The sequence below is a fragment of the Nonomuraea sp. NPDC049141 genome (assembly GCF_040648415.1).
GTDB lineage: Bacteria > Actinomycetota > Actinomycetes > Streptosporangiales > Streptosporangiaceae > Nonomuraea.
In genome coordinates this window covers 277,674-299,627 of the sequence record NZ_JBEZDR010000011.1, presented here as the reverse complement: position 1 = coordinate 299,627, position 21,954 = coordinate 277,674, and the positions used below count along the sequence as shown (strand labels likewise).

Genomic DNA, 21,954 nt, shown 5'->3' with positions numbered 1-21,954 from the left:
GTCGATGCGTGTCGTCACGGCGCCGCTCCGGCGTGCGTGTCCACGCCCAGGTCGGCCAGGAGCCTGCGGCGCAGCTCGACGAACTCCTGGTCGGTGCGGTCGCGCGGCCGATCCAGGCTCACGGTCAGGTCGGTGACGAACCGACCTTCGCGCAGCACCGCGATCCGGTCGGCGAGCAGGATCGCCTCCTCGACGTCATGGGTGACCAGCACCACGGCAGGGCGGTGCCGGGCGCACAGCTCGGCGATCAGGTCCTGCATGTGCAACCGGGTCAGCGCGTCAAGGGCGGCGAACGGCTCGTCGAGCAGGAGCAGCTCCGGCTCGCGTACCAGGGCCCTGGCCAGCGCCACCCGCTGGGCCTCACCCCCTGACAGCGTCGCGGGCCAGGCGTCGGCGTGCCCGCTCAGCCCCACCTCGGCGAGCGCCGCCAGCCCTTTGGCCCGGGCGGCACGGCCCTGCCCGATGATGACGTTGGCGAGGGCGCGCTTGGAGGGGACGAGCCGCGGCTCCTGGAACACCACCGTGCGCACCGGCGGCACCAGCACGCTTCCGCCGGTCGCGGCGTCCAGACCGGCGAGAATGCGCAACAGCGTGGTCTTGCCGGTGCCGCTCGCGCCGAGCAGCGCCAGGAACTCCCCGCGCCGCACCTCCAGGTCCACCCCGTCCAGCACGGCGCGCTCGCCGAAGACCTTGCGCAGCCCCGTCGTGCGTACGGCCAGGCTCATCGCAGCGTCACCGCCTTGCGCCAGGGCATCGTGGCCCGTTCGGCCAGCCGCAGCGCCAGGTCGGCCAGCAGCCCGATCACGGCGTACAGCAGCACGCACAGCGCCAGGATGTCGGTGCGCAGGTAGTCGGTGGCCCTGGCCATGAGATAGCCGAGCCCGGCCGTCACGTTGATCTCCTCGGCGGCGATGAGCGCGGTCACGCTCAGCGTGGTGGACAGGCGCAGCCCGGCGAAGATCGACGGCAGCGCGCCGGGCAGCACCACCTCGCGGGCGATCGCCAGGCGGCCGAGCCCGAACGAGCGGGCCGCCTCGACGACCTTGCGGTCCACGTTGCGTACGCCGCTGGAGACGTTGACGTACATGGGGAACGTGCAGGCCACCCCGATCAGCAGGATCTTGGACGCCTCCTCGATGCCGAACCAGACGATGAACAGCGAGGTCAGCGCCAGGAACGGGATGGCGCGCAGCGCCTGCATCGAGGAGTCCACCAGCTCCTCGCCCAGCCTGGTGAACCCGGAGACGACACCGAGCAGCAGCCCGGTGGACGCGCCCAGCACCAGGCCGAGGCCCGCCCTGGTGACCGACACGCGCAGCGCCTCCTGCAGCTGGCCGTCCGCCCACAGCTCGCCGAAGGTCGCGACGACGTCCTGGGGGCCGGCGAGCACGTCCTTGGTGAGCGCGCCCGACGTTGTGGCCGCGTACCAGGCCGCGAGCAGGAGCACGGGGCCGATGATCCGCAGCGCGAACGTCAGCCCGGGCGGCCGCCCGGCGGTGCGGGGCGGGTTCGGCGCGACGAGCCCTTCGAAGGTCGTGCTCATTGCTTCGGGTTCCCGAGCGTCGTCACGTCCACGACGTGCTGGGAGACGTCCAGCGGCGCGGTGAGCACCTTCTGGTCGAGAAAGAACTTCGCCACGTCCTGATATTTCGCGATCTCGCTAGCGGTGACCGCCTGAGCGGGTTTGCCCTTCTTCTGGATGTCCACCACCAGGTCCTTCTGCGCGCCCTGTACGGCCTGCGGGCCCGCCTGGGTGAAGACGTTCAGGTACGCGGCCGGATCGGCGATCTCCTTGGCGCTGCCGTCACGGATGAACGCGAACAGGGCCTTGACCACCTCCGGGTGCTCGTCGAGGAGCTTGTTCGCGGCCACGTAGATCACGTAGTTGTCGGACTTGATCGCCTCGCCGTCGGCCAGGATCCGGGCGTCCAGATCCGTGACGGCGGGGATGAGGAACGTGGAGAACGTCGACCACGCGTCCACCTTGCCCGAGCCGAACACCGGCGCGGTCTGCGGCGGCGGCAGGTAGACGCGCTTGACCTTGTCCACCGGGACCTTGAACGTCTGCAGCGCCTTGAGCAGCAAATACTCGCTGGTGCCGCCGTGGCCGACGGCCACGCTGCGCCCGGCCAGGTCGGCGACCGACTTGATCGGCGAGCCCGTCTTGACCACGATCCCCTCGCCCGCCAGGTCGGGCGGCACGGTGGCGAAGATCTTGAAGCTGGGTTTGACGGCCAGGGCGGTGACCCCGGCGGTGATCGAGCCGGTGGCGACGTCGAGCGAGCCGGCGTTGATCGCCTGGGCGGCCGGGGCGAACACGGAGAAGTCGCCGGCCCACTTGATCTTCGCGTTGACCTTGGCCAGGGCGGCGTCCAGGCTGCCGTCCTTCTTCGCGACGGCCAGGAAGCCGCTGTTGCCGGGGTCCGCCATCCTGACGACGACCTGCTCCTGCGCGCCGGTGGCTGTTGTGCCGCCGCAGGCCGCTGTCAGCAGGACAAGGGGGACGGCGAGCAGCAGCTTACGCATCGGTGACTCCTTGCAAAGGGGTGTGATCGGCCCAGGCCGCGACGTCCACGGGTGATTCGAGGAAGCCGTGGCCGCGCAGGAAACGCTCCTGCTCGGCCAGCAGGTCGAGACGTTCGGGGGAGAGGTCGAGGTGGAGTGAGGCGCCGGGGACGTAGGCGGCGGTCACGCCCGCCGTGCCCGCGCCGGTCTCGGCGCCGAGGATCCTGGCCACCTCCGCCGGATGCTCCGTGGCCCAGTCGGCGGCGCGCAGCAGGACGCCCAGGAAGCGGGCGACCACGTCGGGATGCTCGTCCAGGAGCCGCTGGTGCACGGTGATCGGACGGGGGGTGCCGTTGTTGATCCTCGCCCGCCGGTCTGGTACGGCGTCCAGGTCGATTCCCACCTCCGCGCCATGACGCAGAGCGGCCTCGACGGCGAGCGCGCCCTTGACGTAGACCGCGTCCACGTCGCCGGCGGCCAGCGCGGCCAGTTCGGACTCCCACTGGCCACCGCCCGGCTCGGCCTCGACGTCGACCAGCTCCGCGTCGCCCAGGCCGAGCCCGGCCAGTGACAGCGCGCCGTGGAAGCCGTGCAGCGCCATGGCCCGCCAGAAGTCGATCGCGATGCGGTGCCGAGGTACGGCCAGACGCCGGCCTTTGAGCTGCTCGGGGCGCTCCAGGCCCGTGCCGCCGCGCACCAGGATGGCCTGCCGCTCCTCGATCCAGGTGAGTCCGATGAGCCGGGTGGCCTCGCCGCGGGAGCGCGCCCACAGCGCGGGCACGTTGCCGCCCTCGCGGAACAGGCCGGTCAGCGCGTGGGTGTAGTGCGTCTCGCGGGGGACGCCGGGCGCGTCGTCCTGCAGGGACCTGACCTCGATCCCGTCGGCGGCGAACTCCCCGGCCAGCCAGCCCTGGTCGGCCGCGATGCCGGTCGCGGTCGGCACGGGACAGCGGGTGAACCAGAGGGTGTCGAGTGCGGCTGTGGTCATGCGGGAGAGTTTGCTAGTAAATTGGTAGGAAATGCAAAGAATATCCCGCGATGCGGGAAGATCTTTTCGCCGAAACGGCTCTCACCTGGGCTCGGCTCTCCCTACTCGGAACTCGGAGATTCCCGCATGGCAGCAGAAGGTGGCGTTCAGGCCGTACACAGGGCGATCAGCATGCTCGGCTGCTTCGGTGGCGGGGATCCCTCGCTCAGCCTGTCGGACCTGTCGCGCAGGATGGAGCTGCCCACCTCCACCACGCACCGCCTGGCCAGGACCCTGGCCGGCGCGGGGTTTCTCGAACAGGAGGCGCGGACCGGCCGTTACCGGCTCGGGCCGTCGATCACCGAGCTGGGGCAGCTCTCCTTCCACCGCCGCGGCCTGCACAGGATCGCGCCGGAACTCGCCGAGCTGGCCCGTGTCACCTCCGCGACCGTGGACCTCGCCGTACGCAACGGCAGGTACGCGGTCATCCTGAGTGGCGGCTCGCTCAACCCCGACAGCGGTGTCGGCCTGCGCCGGCCCCTGCACTCCACGGCGCTGGGCAAGGTGCTGCTGGCCTGGGCGCCGGAGGGCAGGGCGGACCTGGAGGCGCTCGGGCCCCTGCGGGCGCTGACCGGTCGCACGATCGTGGACCACGCCGAGCTGCGTGCCGAGCTGGGCAAGGCTCGCGAAGCCGGCTACGCGCTCAACGACGGGGAGTCCTACGACGGCATCCGGACGGTCGCGGTGCCGGTGCTCGACCGGCTCGATCACGTGCGCTACGCGCTCGCGGTGCGCTCCACCCCGCGCGTGATGAGCGACGCGCGGATCGGCTGGTTCGTCACGCACGCGCGGGCCTGCGCCCGGGCGCTGGAAGTGCTACTGCTCCCGCCCGCCGAACGCAGGCCGAGCGCGTCCGAGTGAGGTCGGCCTACAACGGGAAGTGCGGCTCCCGGTGAGTGCGAAGCACCGCGTCGAGCTGGCTGCGGACGAGGCCGTCGAGGGTGAGGGTGATGAGGCGTTCGCCGATGTCGGCCATGCGCAGGCAGGAGGCATGGAGTTCTGAGGCTTCGTCGTCCAGGCCGCCGGCGAGCATGGCGGCCAGGCCGCTGTAGGTCGCGGCGTGCTCGGTGACCGCCCGTACCCAGGTGCCCAGCGCGGCCGGCCCCGCCTCGGCGGTGAGGCCGTCGCCGAGCTCGAACAGGGCCTCGTTCCGCTCGCGCAGCAGCGCGCCGACCAGCTAGCGGCGGCTGGGGAAGTGGCCGTAGAGCGTGCCGATGGCCACGCCCGCGGCGCGCGCGATGCTCTCCAGGCTGGCCTCGACGCCCCGTTCCCGGAAGGCGGCGTCGGCCTCGGTCAGGAGGCGCTCGTAGTTGCGGCGGGCGTCGGCCCGGGGGCGGCGGGCGCACATGATCCTGGTCACCGGAGCCACCGGCTCCATCGGCACGCACCTCGTCCGCTTCCTGCTCGATCGCGGCGTCCCCTTCAGGGCGCTGGTCCGTGACGAGTCCAAGGGACGGGCCCTGGGCTGCGAGTTCGTGGTGGGCGACTTCGACGACCCCGGCTCGCTCGCCGCCGCGATGCGGGGCGTGGACCGGTTGTTTCTCAACGCCGGCGGCGCCCAGCCGGTGGACGGCGAGCAGCCGATGATCCGCCAGCAGCGCGCCGCCATCGACGCGGCCCGCGCCGCCGGCGTGTCCCGGGTGGTGAAGATCTCGGTCTGGCACGCCCATCGGGGCGGACGGCTGGCCGAGGGTGCGCACTGGGAGATCGAGGAGCACCTCAAGGCGTCGGGACTGCCCTGGTCGATCCTGCAGCCCAGCGGGTTCATGCAGAACTTCGTCACCGGGACCGGCGCCTTCACTGCCGACGGCAGGCTGGTCGGCCCGTACGGGAACGCGGGGGTGTCTAATGTCGACTGCCACGACATCGCCGCGTGCGCGGCCGCACTCCTGACCGGGTCGACCGGCCTCGGCCAGACGTACGTGGTGACGGGCCCGCGGGCGCTCACCCATGCCGACATCGGCCGGGAGCTGTCCGCGGCGCTGGGCCGGACCGTCGGGCAGGTCGAGCTGTCGCCGGAGGAGTTGGCCGCGGCGCTGCGCGCGCAGGGGCTGCCGGCGCGGTTCGCCGACGACATCGCCGAGCTGTCCCGGCAGGTGGCGACCGGCTCGCTGGAGGCGACGACGGCCACGGTGCGGGCGCTGACCGGCCGCGAGCCCCGCACCTTCACGGAGTTCTTGGCGGCCAACGCCCGGGCGCTCCGGGCCGGCCTGGCCGCCACCATGAGCTAAAACCTACTAAACCAGTAGGTCTTGACGGCTTTAGGGTGGGCGTGTTGAGCTGAGATTCGCTGACGAACATCAGAAAGGCCTCGGCTCATGCCTGTGGAGTTCCTTGGGATCGGCGGGACCAACGACGGCTCGGAGACCTCTCCGCGCTCCGGTCTCTCCTTCGACAAGCAGTACACGCTGCGGCTCGCGCGTGCTCACCAGGAGTACGGCTGGGACCGGGTGCTGTTCGCCTACGGCTCGGGCTCGCCCGAGCCGGCGCAGGTGGCGGCCTATGTGGCGGCCAGGGTCGAGGATCTGCAGATCCTCCTGGCGCACCGGCCGAACGTCTCCTACCCGACGTACGCGCTCAAGACCTTCGCCACCCTCGACCTGATCAGCGACGGGCGGCTGACGGTGCACTTCATCACCGGCGGCAACGACCACGAGCAAGGCAGGGAGGGCGACGTCCTGACCAAGGACGAGCGCTACTCCAGGACCAGGGAGTACATCCAGATCGTCAAGAAGGGGTGGACGTCGAAGGAGCCGTTCGACCACGAGGGCGAGCACTACTCGTTCAAGGATTTCGTCTCGGACGTGTTCCCGGCGCAGCATCCGCGGCCGAGGGTGTCCTTCGGCGGTTCGTCGGAGGCCGCCTACACGGCCGGCGGGGCGGAGGCCGACATCTACTGCCTGTGGGGGGAGCCGCTGGCCGAGACAGCACAGCAGATCGCCTCCGTCGAACAGGCGGCGAAGCAGGCGGGGCGCGCTGACGTACCCACATTCCAGGTGGCGTTCCGGCCGATCATCGCGCCGACCGAGGAACTGGCGTGGGAGAAGGCGCGGCGCATCCTGGGCGACCTGCACCAGGCGAAGGGGAACCGGCGCCGGCTGTCCGGCCCGCCGCAGAACGCCGGCTCGCAGCGGCTGCTCGCGGTCGCGGCCAAGGGCGAACTGCACGACCGCGCGCTGTGGACGCCGACCGCTGCGGCCACGGGCGGAGGGGGCAACTCGACGGCGCTGGTCGGCACCCCCGAAACCGTCGCGGAGGCCCTGCTGGACTACTACGACCTGGGCGTCGAGATCCTCTCGGCCCGTGGCTACGCCATCCTGGACGACGCCATCGACTTCGGGCGGTACGTGATCCCGCTGGTCCGCGAGGGGGTCGCCGAACGGGACCGGCAGCGGGCGGCCCGGGCACCGCTGCGCCCGGTCGCGCCGTGACCATATCCTTCGCCGTCCTGGACGACCCGGTACGTGCCTCGCTCCTCGGCGCGCACGCCCACCTCGCCGAACGGCGCGGCCGCGTGCTGCGTTATCCACCCGACGTCGCGCCGTTCCTGTCGATGCCGCCCGACCCCGGCCCGGCCGACTGGGACGATGTCGCCGCGCTGGCGGGACCCGGCGGGAAGGTGTCCCTGCCCGGTGCGGTGGCGGCGCCGCCGGCCGGCTGGGAGGAGGTGGCGAACATTCCGGGGGTCCAGCTCACCGGTGAGCTCGTTCCGGGTGCGTACGACACCGACGTGGTCCGGCTGGGCCCGGCGGACGTGCCGGAGATGCTGGATCTCGTCGAGCGGACAAAGCCGGGCCCGTTCCTGCCGCGTACTGTCGAGCTCGGCGTCTACCTCGGCCTCCGGTTCGGCGGCGTGCTGGTGGCGATGGCCGGCGAACGCCTGCACCCGCCGGGCTGGACCGAGATCAGCGCCGTCTGCACCGACCCCGCCTACCACGGTCGCGGATTGGCGACCAGGCTGGTGCTCGCCGTCGCCGCGGGCATCCGGGGCCGGGGCGAGACGCCGTTCCTGCACGCGTCGGCCGCCAATGTCGGCGCGATCCGCCTGTACGAGCGGCTCGGCTTCCGCCTGCGCCGCACCACGAACTTCCGCACCGTAGGCGTCCCGGCGCGGATCGTCGAGCGCGCTGCTCTCACCCTCGCAACAGCGGGAGAAGCTGATCGCCCTGACGCTTGATCTCCGGCAGGTAGGGAGTGTCGGAGAGCACGAAGTGGGTGACGCCGAGCGCCTGGTATTTGCGCAGCGACTTCGCCACATCCTCGGCCGAGCCGACCAGCCAGGTGGTGCCCGCGCCGCCGCCGCCGAACTTGCCCGGGGCGGTGTAGAGGTTGTCGTCGAGCACTTCACCCCGCGCGGCCAGGTCGAGCAGCCGCTGCTGGCCGACGGCGGCGTGCCGGTTCGGGTCGCGCGAGATGTCACCTCTCGCCATCTCCGCCACCTTGGCCTCGGCGTCGGCCCAGGCCTGTTCGGTGGTGTCCCGTACCAGCGTGGTGATCCGCAGCCCGAACTCCAGCGGAGCGTGCTCGCGTCCGAGCTTCTCGCCGAGACGCCTGAGCCGCTCGATCCGCTCGCCGACGCCGTCGAGTGGCTCGCCCCAGAAGAGCTGGACATCGGCCTCGGCCGCGGCCACCTGCTCGGCGGCTTCGGAGGCGCCGCCGAAGTAGAGCCGGGGATGCGGGCGTCCGTCCCGGACGGCTGTCGGCGGCACGACGGTGGAGCCGGTGACGCTGAAGTGCTCGCCGTGGTAGGTGACGTTCTCCTCGCTCCACAGCTTGCGCACGATCTGGATGAACTCCTTGGTACGGGCGTAGCGGTGGGCCTGGTCGCCTTCGCTGTCGCCGTACGCCGCCAGGTTGTCCTTGCCCGACACGATGTTGACCAGCACCCGCCCGCCGGTGAGATGGTCCAGGGTGGCGGCGGCGGAGGCGAACTTGGCCGGGTGCCAGTAGCCGGGCCGGACCGCGATCAGCGGCTGGAACGTCGTCGTCCGCGCGGCCAGCGCGGCGGCGACCGTGAACGTGTCGGGCCGTCCCCAGCCGGTGCCGATGAGCGCCCCACCCCACCCGTGCTCCTCAAGAGCCTTGGCGTGGCCGGTGAGCGTTTCCAGGCTGTTGTGGTCCGTGACGACGTCGTCACCGCGGTGCCCGGGGTGCGCCTGATTCGGGATGTACCAGAGGAACTCGAGGCTCATCAAACGGGTCCTTCCTGACTTGTGACTCAGATTACCTTTAAAACCTACTGTTCATGTAGGTAAAGTGTAGATTGTGACGACGTTGCTTCGGTACTCCAGGCGCGAGATTGACTTCGCTTTCTTCGCCGGCGCGCTGTGTCCGCGCTGATCGGCTCTCTCACACCGTCCGCATCGAGCAACGAGGAACGTTCATGTCAGACCTTCGCAGTTCCATCGAGCGCGCCGCTCCCCGGCGCAAGACATGGCCCTGGGCCGCCGGTGCCGTCGCCGTCCTCCTCCTCGCCGGAGGCGGGTTCGCCGTCACCCGCGGTGGCGGCTCCGTCGGCGCGGCCACCGGTGGCGGCGCGCCCGTCCGTGGCGGCACGCTGCAGTTCGCGCTGATCGACTATCAGCGCAGCCCCGACCCGCAATGGGGCACCAACTACGCCGAGTCGCTCATCGGCAACAACATCACCGACAAGCTGACCTGGCAGGACCCCAAGACCGGCGAGATCACGCCGTGGCTGGCGCGGTCGTGGGAGTACAACAAGGACCTGACCGACTTCACCTTCCACCTGCGCAAGGACGTCACGTTCAGCGACGGCAGCCCGTTCGACGCCGAGGCGGTCAAGGCGAACTTCGACCAGTACGTGCACGGCGACCAGAAGCTGGGCATCAACCCCAACGGCGCCGCCCTGCTGTCCGGCTACATCGAGACGCGGACCCCGGACCCGTACACCGCCGTCGTCCGCTTCAAGAAGCCGCTCGCGAGCTTCCTGCAGGCCTCCTCCTTCACCGCCAACGCGCAGCCCGGCTTCCTGTCGCTCTCGACGCTGCGGCTCAGCGCGAAGGAGCGCAACGACCCGAAGAAGGTGATCGGCACCGGTCCCTTCGTGTACGACTCGTGGGAGCCGCAGGTCAAGACCGTCCTGGTCCGGCGCAAGGGCTACACCTGGTCCCCGCCGGCGCTCAAGCACGAGGGCGAGGCGTACCTGGACAAGGTCGTGTTCAACACGATCCCGGAGGCCAGCGTCCGGACCGGCTCGCTGGCGTCCGGCGCGATCGACGCCACGCTGGACGTGGGCACCACGGACGAGAAGTCGCTGGCCGACCAGGGCTTCACGATCATCCACCGAGCCGTCTCCGGTACCGCCATCCTCTTCAACTTCAACTCCCAGCTGTTCCCGACCAACGACATCGCGGTGCGCAAGGCGATCCAGCTCGGCTGGGACCGTGAGGCGATCAGGAAGACGGTGCTCACCGACTCCTACTCCACCGCCACCTCGATCCTCGAACCGTCGGTCTCCGGGTACGCGGACTACAGCGGCTCGGTCCTGAAGTACGACCCCGAGAAGGCCAAGGAACTCCTCCAGGAGGCCGGCTGGAGCGAGGGCCCCGACGGGATCCGCGTCAAGGACGGCAAGAAGCTCGTGGTCAAGCTGCTCGGCATCAGCAACCTGGTGGTGAACAAGCCGGCCTACGAGTCGATCCAGCAGGACCTGAAGAAGATCGGCATCGACCTGCAGCTCACCGTCGTCCCCATCCCGGACTACACGGCCAACCTGGCCAAGGCGAAGACCGACTGGAACATCACCGCGTCCAACCGCTCGCGTAACGACCCCGCGGTCCTCAACCTCCAGTACAGCCCCCTGCTCGGCAACGTCACCTACCTCGCCAAGGAGTCCACGGGGGTCGACGTGGACGAGGTCACCCGGACCGTGGGCAAGCTCGACCAGACGCTCGACCCCGCCGCGCGCGAGCAGTACGCCAAGGCGGCGCAGGACCTCCTGCTCGACAAGTACGCGCTGGTCAACCCGGTCTACAACCCGGCGCAGGTGATCGCCCACGCGAGCTACGTCCACGGGATCGTCTTCGACGCCCAGTCCCGCAACCACTTCGTGGACGCGTGGAAGAGCAACGGGAAGTGACGCGCTACCTGGCGCTGAAGGCCGGCCGGGCGTTGTTCGTGGTCTGGGCCGCGTTCACCTTGACCTTCGTCCTGCTGTTCGTGCTGCCGGCCGACCCGGCCGATCTGCTCTTCGACCCCGCCGAGATCAACAGCATTCCGCCGCAGGTCCGCGAGCAGGTGGCGGAGAGCTACGGCTTCGACAAGCCGGTGTTCCTGCAGTACTTCGACCGGCTGGGACACGCGCTGACCGGCGACTTCGGCAACTCGGTGCAGTCGGGGCGGCCGGTCACCGACACGATCCTGGACGCGCTGCCGAGCACTCTCGTCCTCGCCTCCGGCGCTCTGGTGCTGGCGCTGCTCATCGCCTTCGTGATCGCGCTCATGGCGACCTCGCCCCGCCGTCCATGGGTGCGCGACCTGGTCGAGGCCCTGCCGTCGGGCGCGGTCTCGGTGCCGGTCTTCCTGTCCGGCATCCTGATGCTGCAGATCTTCTCCTTCCGGCTGGGCTGGTTCCCGGCCTTCGGCGACAGCGGCGCGAGCAGCGTCGTCCTGCCGTTGATCACGCTGGCCGTCCCGGTGTCGGGTCCGATCGCGCAGCTCCTCGTCCGCAGCTTCGCCACCGAGTTCCGCTCCGGCTACGTCACGACGAGCTATGCGAAGGGCGGCACGCGCAACGGCATCATCATCCGCGACGTCTTCCGCAACGCCGGCCTGCCGGCGCTCACCATCGCCGGCATCACGTTCGGCAACCTGATCGCCGGCTCGGTCATCACCGAGACCGTCTTCGCCCGCAAGGGCATCGGCCGGCTGACCCAGGCCGCGATCAACACGCTGGACGTCCCGCTGGTGCAGGGGATCGTCGTGCTGGTGGCGGCCAGCTTCGCGCTGATCAACCTGATCGTCGACCTGATCTACCCGCTGCTGGATCCGCGGCTGCGGGCCACGCTCGCCGTCGCCTGAGGAGGATCGTGATGACCGTCCAACTCGCCGCCCCCGCCCTAGCGAACCCGCTGGTCAAGCGCCTCGGTGAGCTCACGCGGCAGCCGATCCTCGTAGGGGCGTGGATCGTCGTGCTGGTCGTGATCGGCTGGGCCGTCGCCCCCGGCCTCTTCACCTCCTACAGCCCCTACGACGGCGACACCGGCGCGAGCTTCGCGCCGCCGAGCGCGGAGCACTGGTTCGGCACCGACCGGCTGGGCCGGGATCTGTTCGCGCGCAGCGTGTACGGAGCGCACACGACCCTGACCGCGACCCTGCTGGCCGTCCTCATCGCCTTCGGCGTCGGCACGCTCATCGGGCTGCTCGCCGGCTTCGTCGGAGGGATCATCGACACCGCCGTCATGCGGGTGGTCGACGTGTTCCTGGCGATCCCGAGCCTGCTGCTCGCGATGGTGGTGGTCTCGGTCCTGGGCTACTCCACGCAGAACATCGCCCTGGCCGTCGGCATCTCCTCCATCGCCTCGTTCGCGCGGGTGATGAGAGCCCAGGTGCTGGCGGTCGTGACCCAGGACTACGTCAAGGCGGCGTACGGACTCGGTGTCGGCCGGCTCGGGGTGATGGTCCGGCATGTCATACCCAACTCGCTCAGCTCGGTGATCGCGCTGGCCGCACTCGAGGTCGGAACGGCCGTGCTCGCCGTCGCCTCGCTCGGCTTCCTCGGCTACGGCGCGCCGCCGCCGCAGCCGGAGTGGGGTCTGCTGGTGGCCGAGGGCCGGGACTACGTCGCGGTCCACCCCTGGGCCTCGATCCTGCCCGGCGTGGCGCTCGCGATCGTCGTCATCGCCACCCATCGCATCAGCACCTCGTACCGGAAGGAGCACCGCCGATGACCGACCCGCCTGAGGATCCGCTGCTGCGGATCACCGGCCTGGCGATCGACTATCGGTCGGGACGCCGCGAGTGGACGCCCGCCGTCCGAGGCGCCGGCCTCCACGTGGAGCCGGGTGAGTTCGTCTCGCTCGTGGGGGAGTCCGGCTCCGGCAAGACCACCCTGGTCCAAGGGGCGCTCGGCCTGCTGCCCGCCGCCGCGCGGATCCGCGGCGGCTCGATCGCCTACTCCGGCGTCGACGTCACCGGCTGGAACGACCGGCGGATGGCGCTGGTACGGGGCAACTACGTGGGTTTCATCCCGCAGGACCCCAACACCTCGCTCAACCCGGTCAAGAGGATCGGGCAGCAGGTGATCGAGGCGGTCCGGTTCAACGAGCCCGAGGCCCGCAAGGCGGCCCAGCACACGGCGGCCGCGCTGGAGAGCCTGCGCACAGCCGGGCTCAAGGACGCCGAGCGGGTCTTCCACCAGTACCCCCACGAGCTCAGCGGCGGCATGAAGCAGCGTGCGCTCATCGCGATCGCGCTGGCGGGCAAACCGAAGATCATCGTGGCCGACGAGCCCACGAGCGCGCTCGACGTCACCGTCCAGAAGGTCATCCTCGACCACCTGGCACGGCTGCGCGAGGAGCTCGGCATCGGCATTCTCCTGGTCACCCATGACCTCGGCGTCGCGCTGGACCGCTCCGACCGGATCCTCGTCATGCGCGACGGCGAGATCGTGGAGGAAGGCCCGGTACGCCAGGTGATGGAGAACGCGGCCGACGACTACACCCGCCGGCTGCTCGACGCGGCCCCCGCCCGGCACACCGGCCGGCTCCGGCCCGCGTCAGGCGCGCGGCCGGACCCCGCCACCGCGCCGGCGGTGCTGCGGGCACACGCGCTCACCAAGACCTACCACCTGCGCGGCCGAGGGCGGAGACGTGAGCTGCGCGCGCTCGACGGCGCCGACCTGATCGTCCGCAAGGGCACCACGCACGCCATCGTCGGCGAGTCCGGCGCGGGCAAATCGACGCTGGCGAGCATCCTGGTCCGCTTCACCACCGCCGACAGCGGCACGGTGCACGTCGGCGATCGGGAACTGACCGGCCTCAGGCGCGGGCAGCTGCGGGAGCTCCGCCGGGACCTGCAGTTCGTGTTCCAGAACCCGTTCACCTCGCTCGACCCGCGGTTCACCGTCGGCAAGATCATCGCTGAGCCGCTGCACGCCTTCGGCGTGGCTTCCGGCAGGGCGCGGGTGGTCGAGCTGCTGGAGGCGGTGGCGCTGGACGAGAGCTTCCTGCACCGGCTCCCGAGCCAGCTCTCCGGCGGTCAGCGGCAGCGGGTCGCGATCGCGCGGGCGCTCGCGCTCAACCCCGAGATCCTGGTGCTCGACGAGGCGGTGAGCGCGCTCGACGTGTCGGTCCAGGCGCAGATCCTGCAGTTGCTGGTCGACCTGCAGGCCGCGCTCGGGCTCAGCTACGTGTTCGTGACCCACGACCTGGGCGTCGTACGCCTGATCGGCGACGACGTCACGGTGATGAAGGACGGCGCCGTGGTCGAGACCGGCCCGGTCGAGCAGGTGTTCGGCTCGCCGCGGCATGACTACACCCGGGAACTGCTGGACGCGATCCCAGGAAACCGGCTCGCCGTCGCACGTTAAGGAGAGACGTCAAGGAGAAGATCGTGCTGCACATCAACGTCAACATTCTCAACGCGGGCGTCTTCGGCGGCTCGTGGCGGTTCCCGGGCACCGACGGCACCGCCGCCTACACGATCGAGCACTACACCTCGATCGCGAAGAAGGCCGAGGAAGCCAAGCTGGACGCGGTGTTCCTGGCGGACGGCCCGTTGCTCGACCCGTCCATCAGGCACCGCCCTGGCAACAACCTGGAGCCCACGACGGTACTGGCGCGGATCGCCGCCCAGACCGAGCGGATCGGCCTGATCGGGACGTTGTCGTCGTCCTACAACGACCCGGTCGAGCTGGCCCGCAGGCTCGGCGACCTCGACTACGTCAGCGGCGGTCGCTTCGGCTGGAACGTCGTGACCACCGCCGGGCCGGTGGCGGCGCGCAACTTCGGCCGCGCCGGCGAGCCCGAGCACGCGTTGCGCTACCGCCGCGCCGCCGCGTTCACCGAGCAGGTCGTCGCCGGCTGGGCGGCCCGGACAGAGCTCGTCTCCCCGCAGGGCCGGCCGGTCGTGGTCCAGGCCGGCGGCTCCAGCGACGGCCGCAGGCTCGCCTCCCGGGTCGGGGAGGTGATCTTCTCCGCAGACCAGGATCTCGACCATGCCCGCGCGTTCCGCGCCGAGATCCGGGCCGGCGCGGCCGGGTTCGGGCGGCGTCCCGAGGAGATCGTGGTCCTGCCCGGACTGTCCACCGTCGTGGGCGGCACCGAGGCCGAGGCCAAGGCCCGGCGTGAGCTGCTGGACGAGATCCTTCCCGACGCCTACGCCCGGGCCCGGCTCGCCGGTCAGCTCGGGATCTCCCTCGACGGGCTGTCCGACGACGAACCGATCCCGGCCGAGCTGCTCGTCGATCCCGACGAGGCCGGCGGTTCACAGACCTTCTACCGGGTCGTCAAGGCGATCATCGACGCGGAGCGGCCGACGCTCGGCCGGCTGCTGAAGAAGCTCTCCGGCGGCGGGGGGCACCGGATCGTCGTGGGGACGCCGGAGCAGATCGCCGACGACATCGAGCTGTGGTTCCGCGCGGGTGCGGCGGACGGCTTCAACGTGATGCCCGACGTGCTGCCGTCCGGTTTCGCCGACTTCGCCGACCAGGTGGTTCCCGAGCTGCGGCGTCGTGGCCTGTTCCGCACCGAATACGACGGGACGACCCTCCGCGACCATCTCGGACTCGGCCTGCCCGCGGTGCCGGGCCGGGTCCCTCAACCGGAAGTGATCTCCTCATGAGTACAGTCATCCAGCTCGCGCTCGCGGTCGGGGAGCCGACCGGCCACCCCGCTCCGGTGTCGCTCGCGGACGCCGTCGCCATCGCGGCGGTGGCCGAGGAGACCGGGATCGCGGCGATCCGGCTCCTGGACGGCCGGGCGCTCGACCCGACCGTGGTGGGCGCCTACCTCGCCGGCATCCACGGTGACGTCGGTTACGTCGCCGAGCTGCCCACGACCCACAACGCTCCGTACAACGCCGCACGGCGCGTGCTCTCCCTCGACCGGGCGACCGGCGGCCGGAGCGGCGTCGCGCTGCGGGCGGGCGGGGGAGACGAGGTGAGCCAGGCGACCGCTCCGGACCCCGGCGCGACCGATCCCGCCCGGCGCTGGACGGAGTACGCCCACGTGCTGGCCCGGCTGTGGGAGTCGTTCCCGCGCGCGGCGCTGATCGGCGACCAGGAGGCGGGGATCCTCGTCGAGGACGCGCGCATCAAGCCGATCGGCCACGAGGGCTCCTTCTACCGGGTCGCCGGTCCGCTGGACGGGCCGTCGTCGGTGCAGGGACGCCCGGTCGTCGTCGCCGACCTGGGCGCCCTTGACGCGGCGGCGGTCGCGGAGTCCGCGGACGTCGTCGTGGTCGAGCCGGAGCAGGCCGCCGGTGCGGACGCCGCGCTGACGCGGGCGCTGCGGCGAGCCGGTCGTTCCCGGGCGGACATCGTGCTGCTCGGCCGGGTCGAGGTCGTGGTGGAAGACCCGGCCGCCGGGCCCGCCATCGCCGCGGCTGCCGCTGAGGATCTTCGTACCTGGGGTGAAGCGCACCGGTTGGATGGATTCGAGCTGGTGCCCACAGGTGACACCGCGGCGGTGGTCAGCCTGCTGCGGGCGTTGGTGCCACGGCTGGCGGACGCGGCCGGCTCGTCGCCCCCGACCCTGCGGGCCGCGTTCGGCCTGCCCGAGCTCGCGGCGGTGCCGGCATGATCGGCATCGAGCACTACACCGTTGAGGGCATCCGCGCCGCCGTCTCCCCGATCTTGGAGCGCCTCCGTACCGGTGCCCATCAGCGCGAGCTCGCCCGCGAGTACGCCTTCGACGACGTCCGGGCGCTCGCCGGGCAGCGGATCACGCTGGTCGGCATCGCCCAGGAGGACGGCGGCGCCGGCGGCTCGCAGCGGGACGTGATCGACCTGGTCGTCGCCATCGCCCGGGCCGACTCCAACGTGGCCCAGGCGCTGCGCGGCAGCTTCCTCACCGCCAATCAGGTGGCGAGCCGCCGCGACCTGCCCCACCGGGCGTCGACGCTACGGCGGCTGCGCGCCGGCGACCTGTTCGCCGGCACCGCCAACGAGCGCACCGGCGGCGCCAGCGGGTCCGTCAGCACCACCATCCGGCGGGACGGCGACGGGTACGTCATCGACGGCGAGAAGTACTACTCGACCGGCGCCCTGTACGCCTCATGGTTCTCGGGCCTGGCCCAGGACGAGGACGGGACCCTGCTGGGCTTCACGGTGCCGGTGGATCGCGAGGGCGTGGAGCGGCTCGACGACTTCGACGCGGTCGGCCAGCGGCTGACCGCGAGCGGCACCACGCGGCTGAAGAACGTGCGGGCGCACGAGCACGAGGTCGTGGCCCGCGACAACACCCGGCTGGACAACCCCTGGCTGGGCTCGTTCGCCCAGCTCTACCTGGCGGCGGTCGAGGCCGGCATCGCCGCCGCGGCGCTCGACGACGCGATCTGGTTCGCCCGGGAGAAGGCCCGGCCGATCAAGCACAGTACGGCGGGCAGGAGCATCGAGGACCCGTACGTGCGCGAGACCGTGGGCGAGATCGCCGCCCGGGCCCAGGCCGCCCGATCGGCGGTGCTGCTCGCCGCCGAAGCGCTGGAGAGCGTGCGCGGCCTGACGGGTCAGCGGGCGCGTGCCGCCGGCGCGGAGGCGGCGGTCACCGTGGCGCAGACCGGCGTGATCGCCATCGAGTCCGCGCTGCGGGCCGCCGAGCTGCTCTTCGACGTCGCGGGCGGCTCGATCACCAACCGTGACCTGGGCTTCGACCGGCACTGGCGCAACGCCCGCACGGTCGCCAACCACAACCCCAGGCAGTGGAAGGCGGCGGTGGCGGGGGCGTACCACCTGACCGGCGAGGACCCGCCGACGACCGGTCTGTTCTAGAGAGGAATTCCATGACCGACCGCATACTGGGCCGCACCGGCGTCCTGGTCAGCCCGCTCACCCTCGGCACCATGAACTTCGGCCGGTGGCAGGAGGAGGGTGAGAGCATCAGGATCATCCAGACCGCCCTCGACGCCGGCATCACGGCCCTCGACACCGCCGACGTCTACGCCCAGGGCGTGTCGGAGGAGATCGTCGGCAAGGCGATCAAGGGCCGCCGCGACGACGTCTTCCTGGCCACCAAGTTCCACGGGCAGATCGGCGACAACCCCCGGCACGCCGGCAACTCGCGCCGCTGGATCATCCGCGCCGTGGAGGACAGCCTGCGCCGGCTCGGCACCGACCACATCGACCTCTACCAGGCGCACCGGCCCGACCCGCACACCGACCTGCTGGAGACGCTGCGGACGCTCGACGACCTGATCCGCCAGGGCAAGATCAGCTACTACGGCACCTCGGTCTTTCCGGCGCACCAGCTCGTCGAGGCGCAGTGGCTGGCCGGCAAGCACGGGCTCATCGCCCCGCACACCGAGCAGTTGCCGTACTCGCTGCTCGTCCGCAGCGCCGAACGGGAGGTCTTCCCCGTCGCGCGCAAGTACGGCGTCGGCGTTCTCAGCTACGGCCCGCTGGCCGCCGGCTGGCTGTCCGGCAAGTACCGACTCGACGGCGAACAGCCGGAGTCGGCGCGCGCCGATCTCATCCCCGGCCGGTTCGACATCGGTGCCGAGCGCAACCGGCGCAAGCTGGCCGCCGCCGACGCGCTGGCCCGGCTCGCCGAGGACACCGGCCTGACGCTGGTCGACCTGGCCCTGGCGTTCGCGCTCAACCACCCGGCGGTCAGCAGCGTGATCATCGGCCCGCGCACGCTCGACCACCTGGAGAGTTACCTCAAAGCGGCCACCGTCAGGCTCAGCGAGGACGTCCTCGACCGCGTCGACGAGATCGTCGACCCGGGCACCCACTTCCTCGAACGCGACACCGGCCGGGACACCCCGTCCCTCCAGCCGGCCGCCCTCCGCCGGGGGAACCGCTCATGAGCCGCTACGAGAAGATGGAGTACCGGCGCGCCGGGCACTCGGGTCTCGACCTGCCGGCCTTCTCCTTCGGCCTGTGGCAGAAGTTCGGCACCGACCACCCGTACGAGACGCAGCGCGACATCCTGCTGCACGCCTTCGACCTGGGCATCACCCACTTCGACAACGCCGACCGGTACGGCCCGCCGCACCGCGCCGCGCAGCAGGTCTTCGGGCAGGTGCTCAAGCGGGACCTGGCCCCGTACCGGGACGAGCTCATCCTCTCCACCAAAGCCGGCAACCCCATCGGCCCCAGCCCGTACCTCAAGGGCGGATCACGCAAGTCGCTGCTCACCTCGCTGGAGCACAGCCTGCGCGACCTGGGCACCGACCACGTCGACATCTTCTACAGCCACCGCGCCGACCCGACCACGCCGCTGGAGGAGACCGTCGGCGCCCTCGTCAGCGCCGTCGAGCAGGGCAAGGCGCTGTACGCGGGCATCTCCAACTACGCCCCCGAGCGGGCACACGATGCGGCCGAGCTGCTGCGCCGGGCCGGGGTGCCGCTGCTGGTCCACCAGCCGCGGTACTCGATCTTCGATCGCCGGCCCGAGCTCGACGGCCTGCTCAAGCTGGCGGCCGAGGACGGGTTCGGCCTGATCGTCTACTCGCCGCTGGCGCAGGGCCTGCTCACGAACAAGTACCTCGACGGCATCCCGGCGGGAGCGCGCGCGGAGAACAGCGCGTTCTTGTCGCCCGACGTCATCGACGACACCTACCGGCAGCGGGCCGCCGCGCTCGACCGGATCGCCGAGCGGCGCGGCCAGTCTCTGGCGCAGCTGGCCCTTCAATGGGTGCTCCGGCAGCCGCAGGTGACCTCGGCACTCATCGGAGCCAGCTCGACGGCGCAGCTGGACCACAACGTCAAGGCGCTCGACTTCCCGCCGCTGACGGAGGAGGAGCTGGCGCTGATCGACGAGCACGGCGTGCACGGGACCGGAGTGAGGCTCTGACATGGCTGACCTGATCGGGGCGGGTGTCGAGGACGGCCGGCCCTTCCGCCTGGGATTCCTGCTGCACCTCGACAGCGACCTGCCACCGGCCCGGGCCTACCGGGAGGCGATCGACCTGTTCGTGGCCGCGGAGGAGCTGGGCTACGACTCGGGATGGGTCATCCAACGGCACTTCCGCCAAGGCAAGGAGCACGTCTCCGCGCCGCTGGTCGTGCTCGCCGCGATCGCCCAGCACACCACGCGGATCCGGCTGGGCACCGGCGTCGTGGTGCTTCCCCTGGAGGATCCCCTCAAGGTCGCCGAGGACGCGGCGACGCTCGACGAGCTCAGCGGCGGCCGACTGGAGCTGGGAGTGGGGTCGGGGCCCTTCCCGGGAGCTTGGGAGGCGTTCGGGAAGGACCTGGCCGACCGGCACAAGCTCTTCGAGGCTTCGGTGGCGCGGCTCCACGAGGTGCTGGAGGGCGTGGCGCTCAACAGCCTCGGCGAGGTGCTCCATCCGCCCGGGGCCGGTGTACGTTCGCGGCTGTGGCAGGCCACCACCGGCGACCCGTCACTGGCGGTCTCGGCGGCGGCCGCCGCGGGCCGTGCCAGCGACGGGCTGCAGCTCTCCCGCGCCACCGGCTGGCGCGGCACCACCGTGCGCGAGGCCCAGCAGCAGCAGGCCGAGTGGATCGCGGCCTACCGCGCGGCGGCCCGTCAGCCCCGGGTGCAGGTCTCCCGGGCCGTCTACCCCCATCCCGACCGGGCGGAGGCGATCCGTTCGGTCACGCCCGGCGCCCGCCGTTGGCAGGGCTGGCTGTCCGCCAAGCGCGACGTTTCGGGGCTCAGCGTCGAGGAGTACCTGGAGGCCGACCGCGCGCTGCTCGGGCCACCGGAGGCGCTCGCCGCCGAGCTGGCCGCCGATCCGGCGTTGCGGCAGATCACCGACCTGCTGGTGAGCTTCGTCCCCGGCGTACCCGAGTTCGACGAGCACGTCCGCCTGCTCACCGCCGTCGCGCGGGAGCTGGCACCGCAGCTTGGCTGGCGCCCTGCACCCTCCGCAAAATCCCTATCAAATAACTAGGAAAGGCATGAAATCGGATAAGGGATGTGCCATAGTCCCGGCCATGAGCTTGGACGAGATCCGCCCGAAGAGCGCTCGTGCCGCCTCTCCGCTGACCGCCGCCGTCTCGACGGCGCGCTGGATCAGATCCGCCGGGGTCGATGGCGAGCACGGCCGGCACTGGGTGGCCAACCCCGACCCGCACGGCAGATCGGCGGTCGGATCGCAGCCTCGATCCCTGTATTCGGGGGCGGCCGGAGTCGTGCTGTTCTTCCTGGAACTGGCCGTCGCCACCGGGCAGGAGGCGTACCTGGAGGACGCGCGGGGCGGGGCCGAGTGGCTCGCGGCCACCTGGCGGCGGGACGACGATCTGTCGCTCTACCACGGGCTGACCGGCACGATGATCGCGCTGATGGAGGCCGGGTGGGTGCTCGGCGACGACCGGCTCACCGCCGAGGCGGCGGCCGTCGCCGAGTTGATCGTCAGCAGCGGGCGCACCGGCGCGGACGGCTTCGGCTGGACGCACGACCCGACGCAGCGCGGCGACGGCGGCATCATCCTGGGCCTGCTGCGCGCCGCCACCCAGCTGGGGATGCCCGCCTACGAGGCGGCGGCGGTGGAGGCGGGCCTGCGCATCGCCCGATTGCCCGTTCCCGGCCACCGTCTCGGCGACGTCGACGGCGCGCCGCCGGACGCGATCACGCCCGGATTCCTCGCCGGCACCGCCGGCACGGTGTTCCTCCTCGCCCGCCTGTACGGAGTGACCGGCGACGAGCGCTTCCTGCGCACCGCGCGCAGCGGGGCCGGCTTCGTCCGCGAGGTCAGCGTGCTCGGCGACCGATCGGCGATGGTCCCGCATCACGTGCCGCAGGCGCGCGAACTGCACTACGCCGGCTTCTGCTCGGGCGCGGCCGGGGTGGCCAGGATGTTCTACGAGCTGTACCGGGTGACAGGCGATCCCGGCGACCTGGACTGGATGGAACGGCTGGCGCACGGCGTGGTCGACAGCGCCGCCCCGCCGCGCAGGACGGACGGCTACTGGAACGTGGCTTGCCAGTGTTGCGGCACGGCCGGCCTGGTGGAGCTGTTCGTCGGGCTGTGGGCGGTCACCGGGAGGGCCTCCTGCCTGGAGTTCGCCCGTACTCTCGCCGCGGACCTGGTCGCCCGCGCCACCGACCATGAGGGACGCGGCTACCGCTGGTACCAGGCGTACCGGCGGTTGCGGCCCGGCGAGGTGAGCGCGGACACCGGCTACATGGTCGGCGCGGCGGGCATCGGCGCGGCCCTGCTCCACCTGGACGCGGCCGGGCAGCCGGACCGGCCGCGCCGGGTCCTGCTCCTGCCCGACAACCCCTTCCCCGCGATCCCCGTACCGCCGACCGCGCTTGTCCAGACCCCATGACCCG

Annotated in this window: 22 protein-coding genes; 15 read left to right on the top strand and 7 right to left on the bottom strand. The window is 71.4% G+C overall.

The window, feature by feature from the left end:
- Positions 1–14: 14 nt before the first annotated feature.
- The 4 genes from AB0B91_RS32570 to AB0B91_RS32555 are packed head-to-tail and all read right to left on the bottom strand — an operon-like array spanning position 15 to position 3,493.
- A complete protein-coding gene (locus AB0B91_RS32570; protein WP_358327616.1) occupies positions 15–725 on the bottom strand; it encodes an ABC transporter ATP-binding protein in 711 nt (236 codons plus the stop codon).
- Complete coding sequence (locus tag AB0B91_RS32565) at positions 722–1,543, bottom strand: ABC transporter permease subunit (RefSeq protein WP_358327614.1); 822 nt, start codon at positions 1,541–1,543, stop codon at positions 722–724. The genes AB0B91_RS32570 and AB0B91_RS32565 overlap by 4 nt, the downstream gene beginning before the upstream one ends.
- On the bottom strand, positions 1,540–2,526 hold the full coding sequence (locus AB0B91_RS32560) for an ABC transporter substrate-binding protein (RefSeq protein WP_358327612.1): 987 nt from the start codon (positions 2,524–2,526) through the stop codon (positions 1,540–1,542). The genes AB0B91_RS32565 and AB0B91_RS32560 overlap by 4 nt, the downstream gene beginning before the upstream one ends.
- Entirely contained in the window at positions 2,519–3,493 is a 975-nt protein-coding gene (locus tag AB0B91_RS32555) for an ABC transporter substrate-binding protein (protein WP_358327610.1), read from the bottom strand. Before AB0B91_RS32555 ends, AB0B91_RS32560 begins: the two co-directional genes overlap by 8 nt.
- Before the next feature lie 126 nt (positions 3,494–3,619).
- Between AB0B91_RS32555 and AB0B91_RS32550 the strand changes: the two genes are divergently transcribed.
- Positions 3,620–4,393 (top strand): IclR family transcriptional regulator, encoded by a 774-nt coding sequence (locus tag AB0B91_RS32550; protein WP_358327608.1) that lies wholly within the window; start codon positions 3,620–3,622, stop codon positions 4,391–4,393.
- Between the two features lie 7 nt (positions 4,394–4,400).
- Here the strand turns inward: AB0B91_RS32550 and AB0B91_RS32545 are convergent, their stop codons facing one another.
- On the bottom strand, positions 4,401–4,625 hold the full coding sequence (locus AB0B91_RS32545; protein ID WP_358327895.1) for a hypothetical protein: 225 nt from the start codon (positions 4,623–4,625) through the stop codon (positions 4,401–4,403).
- A gap of 84 nt (positions 4,626–4,709) precedes the next feature.
- A complete protein-coding gene (locus tag AB0B91_RS32540) occupies positions 4,710–4,892 on the bottom strand; it encodes a helix-turn-helix domain-containing protein (protein ID WP_358327606.1) in 183 nt (60 codons plus the stop codon).
- Here AB0B91_RS32540 and AB0B91_RS32535 point away from each other — a divergent pair.
- From AB0B91_RS32535 to AB0B91_RS32525, 3 genes are all read left to right on the top strand, one after another.
- Positions 4,879–5,763 carry an SDR family oxidoreductase gene (locus AB0B91_RS32535; protein ID WP_358327604.1) on the top strand — a complete coding sequence of 295 codons (885 nt, stop codon included), beginning with the start codon at positions 4,879–4,881 and terminating at the stop codon, positions 5,761–5,763. The two genes, AB0B91_RS32540 and AB0B91_RS32535, sit on opposite strands and share 14 nt — an antisense overlap.
- Before the next feature lie 87 nt (positions 5,764–5,850).
- Complete coding sequence (locus AB0B91_RS32530) at positions 5,851–6,963, top strand: LLM class flavin-dependent oxidoreductase (protein ID WP_358327602.1); 1,113 nt, start codon at positions 5,851–5,853, stop codon at positions 6,961–6,963.
- Positions 6,960–7,709, top strand: a complete 750-nt coding sequence (locus AB0B91_RS32525; RefSeq protein ID WP_358327600.1) for a GNAT family N-acetyltransferase — start codon at positions 6,960–6,962, stop codon at positions 7,707–7,709. Before AB0B91_RS32530 ends, AB0B91_RS32525 begins: the two co-directional genes overlap by 4 nt.
- Here AB0B91_RS32525 and AB0B91_RS32520 read toward each other — a convergent pair.
- Complete coding sequence (locus tag AB0B91_RS32520; protein ID WP_358327598.1) at positions 7,666–8,724, bottom strand: LLM class flavin-dependent oxidoreductase; 1,059 nt, start codon at positions 8,722–8,724, stop codon at positions 7,666–7,668. The genes AB0B91_RS32525 and AB0B91_RS32520 overlap by 44 nt on opposite strands.
- A gap of 191 nt (positions 8,725–8,915) precedes the next feature.
- Here AB0B91_RS32520 and AB0B91_RS32515 point away from each other — a divergent pair, with 191 nt between their 5' ends.
- The 11 genes from AB0B91_RS32515 to AB0B91_RS32465 are packed head-to-tail and all read left to right on the top strand — an operon-like array spanning position 8,916 to position 21,950.
- The gene (locus tag AB0B91_RS32515) at positions 8,916–10,631 is read left to right on the top strand and encodes an ABC transporter substrate-binding protein (RefSeq protein ID WP_358327596.1); all 1,716 of its coding nucleotides are present in this window, start codon (positions 8,916–8,918) and stop codon (positions 10,629–10,631) included.
- Complete coding sequence (locus AB0B91_RS32510) at positions 10,610–11,572, top strand: ABC transporter permease (protein WP_358327594.1); 963 nt, start codon at positions 10,610–10,612, stop codon at positions 11,570–11,572. The genes AB0B91_RS32515 and AB0B91_RS32510 overlap by 22 nt, the downstream gene beginning before the upstream one ends.
- Before the next feature lie 11 nt (positions 11,573–11,583).
- Positions 11,584–12,441 carry an ABC transporter permease gene (locus AB0B91_RS32505; RefSeq protein WP_358327592.1) on the top strand — a complete coding sequence of 286 codons (858 nt, stop codon included), beginning with the start codon at positions 11,584–11,586 and terminating at the stop codon, positions 12,439–12,441.
- Positions 12,438–14,081: an ABC transporter ATP-binding protein gene (locus tag AB0B91_RS32500; protein WP_358327590.1), complete on the top strand. Its 1,644-nt coding sequence runs from the start codon at positions 12,438–12,440 to the stop codon at positions 14,079–14,081. The genes AB0B91_RS32505 and AB0B91_RS32500 overlap by 4 nt, the downstream gene beginning before the upstream one ends.
- Before the next feature lie 23 nt (positions 14,082–14,104).
- Positions 14,105–15,334 carry an LLM class flavin-dependent oxidoreductase gene (locus AB0B91_RS32495; protein ID WP_358327588.1) on the top strand — a complete coding sequence of 410 codons (1,230 nt, stop codon included), beginning with the start codon at positions 14,105–14,107 and terminating at the stop codon, positions 15,332–15,334.
- Positions 15,331–16,293, top strand: coding sequence for a hypothetical protein (locus AB0B91_RS32490; protein WP_358327586.1), 963 nt, complete (start codon positions 15,331–15,333; stop codon positions 16,291–16,293). Before AB0B91_RS32495 ends, AB0B91_RS32490 begins: the two co-directional genes overlap by 4 nt.
- Positions 16,290–17,480, top strand: coding sequence for an acyl-CoA dehydrogenase family protein (locus tag AB0B91_RS32485; protein WP_358327584.1), 1,191 nt, complete (start codon positions 16,290–16,292; stop codon positions 17,478–17,480). Before AB0B91_RS32490 ends, AB0B91_RS32485 begins: the two co-directional genes overlap by 4 nt.
- Before the next feature lie 11 nt (positions 17,481–17,491).
- Positions 17,492–18,517, top strand: coding sequence for an aldo/keto reductase (locus AB0B91_RS32480; protein ID WP_358327582.1), 1,026 nt, complete (start codon positions 17,492–17,494; stop codon positions 18,515–18,517).
- A complete protein-coding gene (locus AB0B91_RS32475; protein ID WP_358327580.1) occupies positions 18,514–19,506 on the top strand; it encodes an aldo/keto reductase in 993 nt (330 codons plus the stop codon). The genes AB0B91_RS32480 and AB0B91_RS32475 overlap by 4 nt, the downstream gene beginning before the upstream one ends.
- Position 19,507: 1 nt before the next feature.
- Entirely contained in the window at positions 19,508–20,569 is a 1,062-nt protein-coding gene (locus tag AB0B91_RS32470) for an LLM class flavin-dependent oxidoreductase (RefSeq protein WP_358327578.1), read from the top strand.
- Positions 20,570–20,612: 43 nt separating this feature from the next.
- A complete protein-coding gene (locus AB0B91_RS32465; protein ID WP_358327576.1) occupies positions 20,613–21,950 on the top strand; it encodes a lanthionine synthetase LanC family protein in 1,338 nt (445 codons plus the stop codon).
- Positions 21,951–21,954 lie beyond the last annotated feature (4 nt).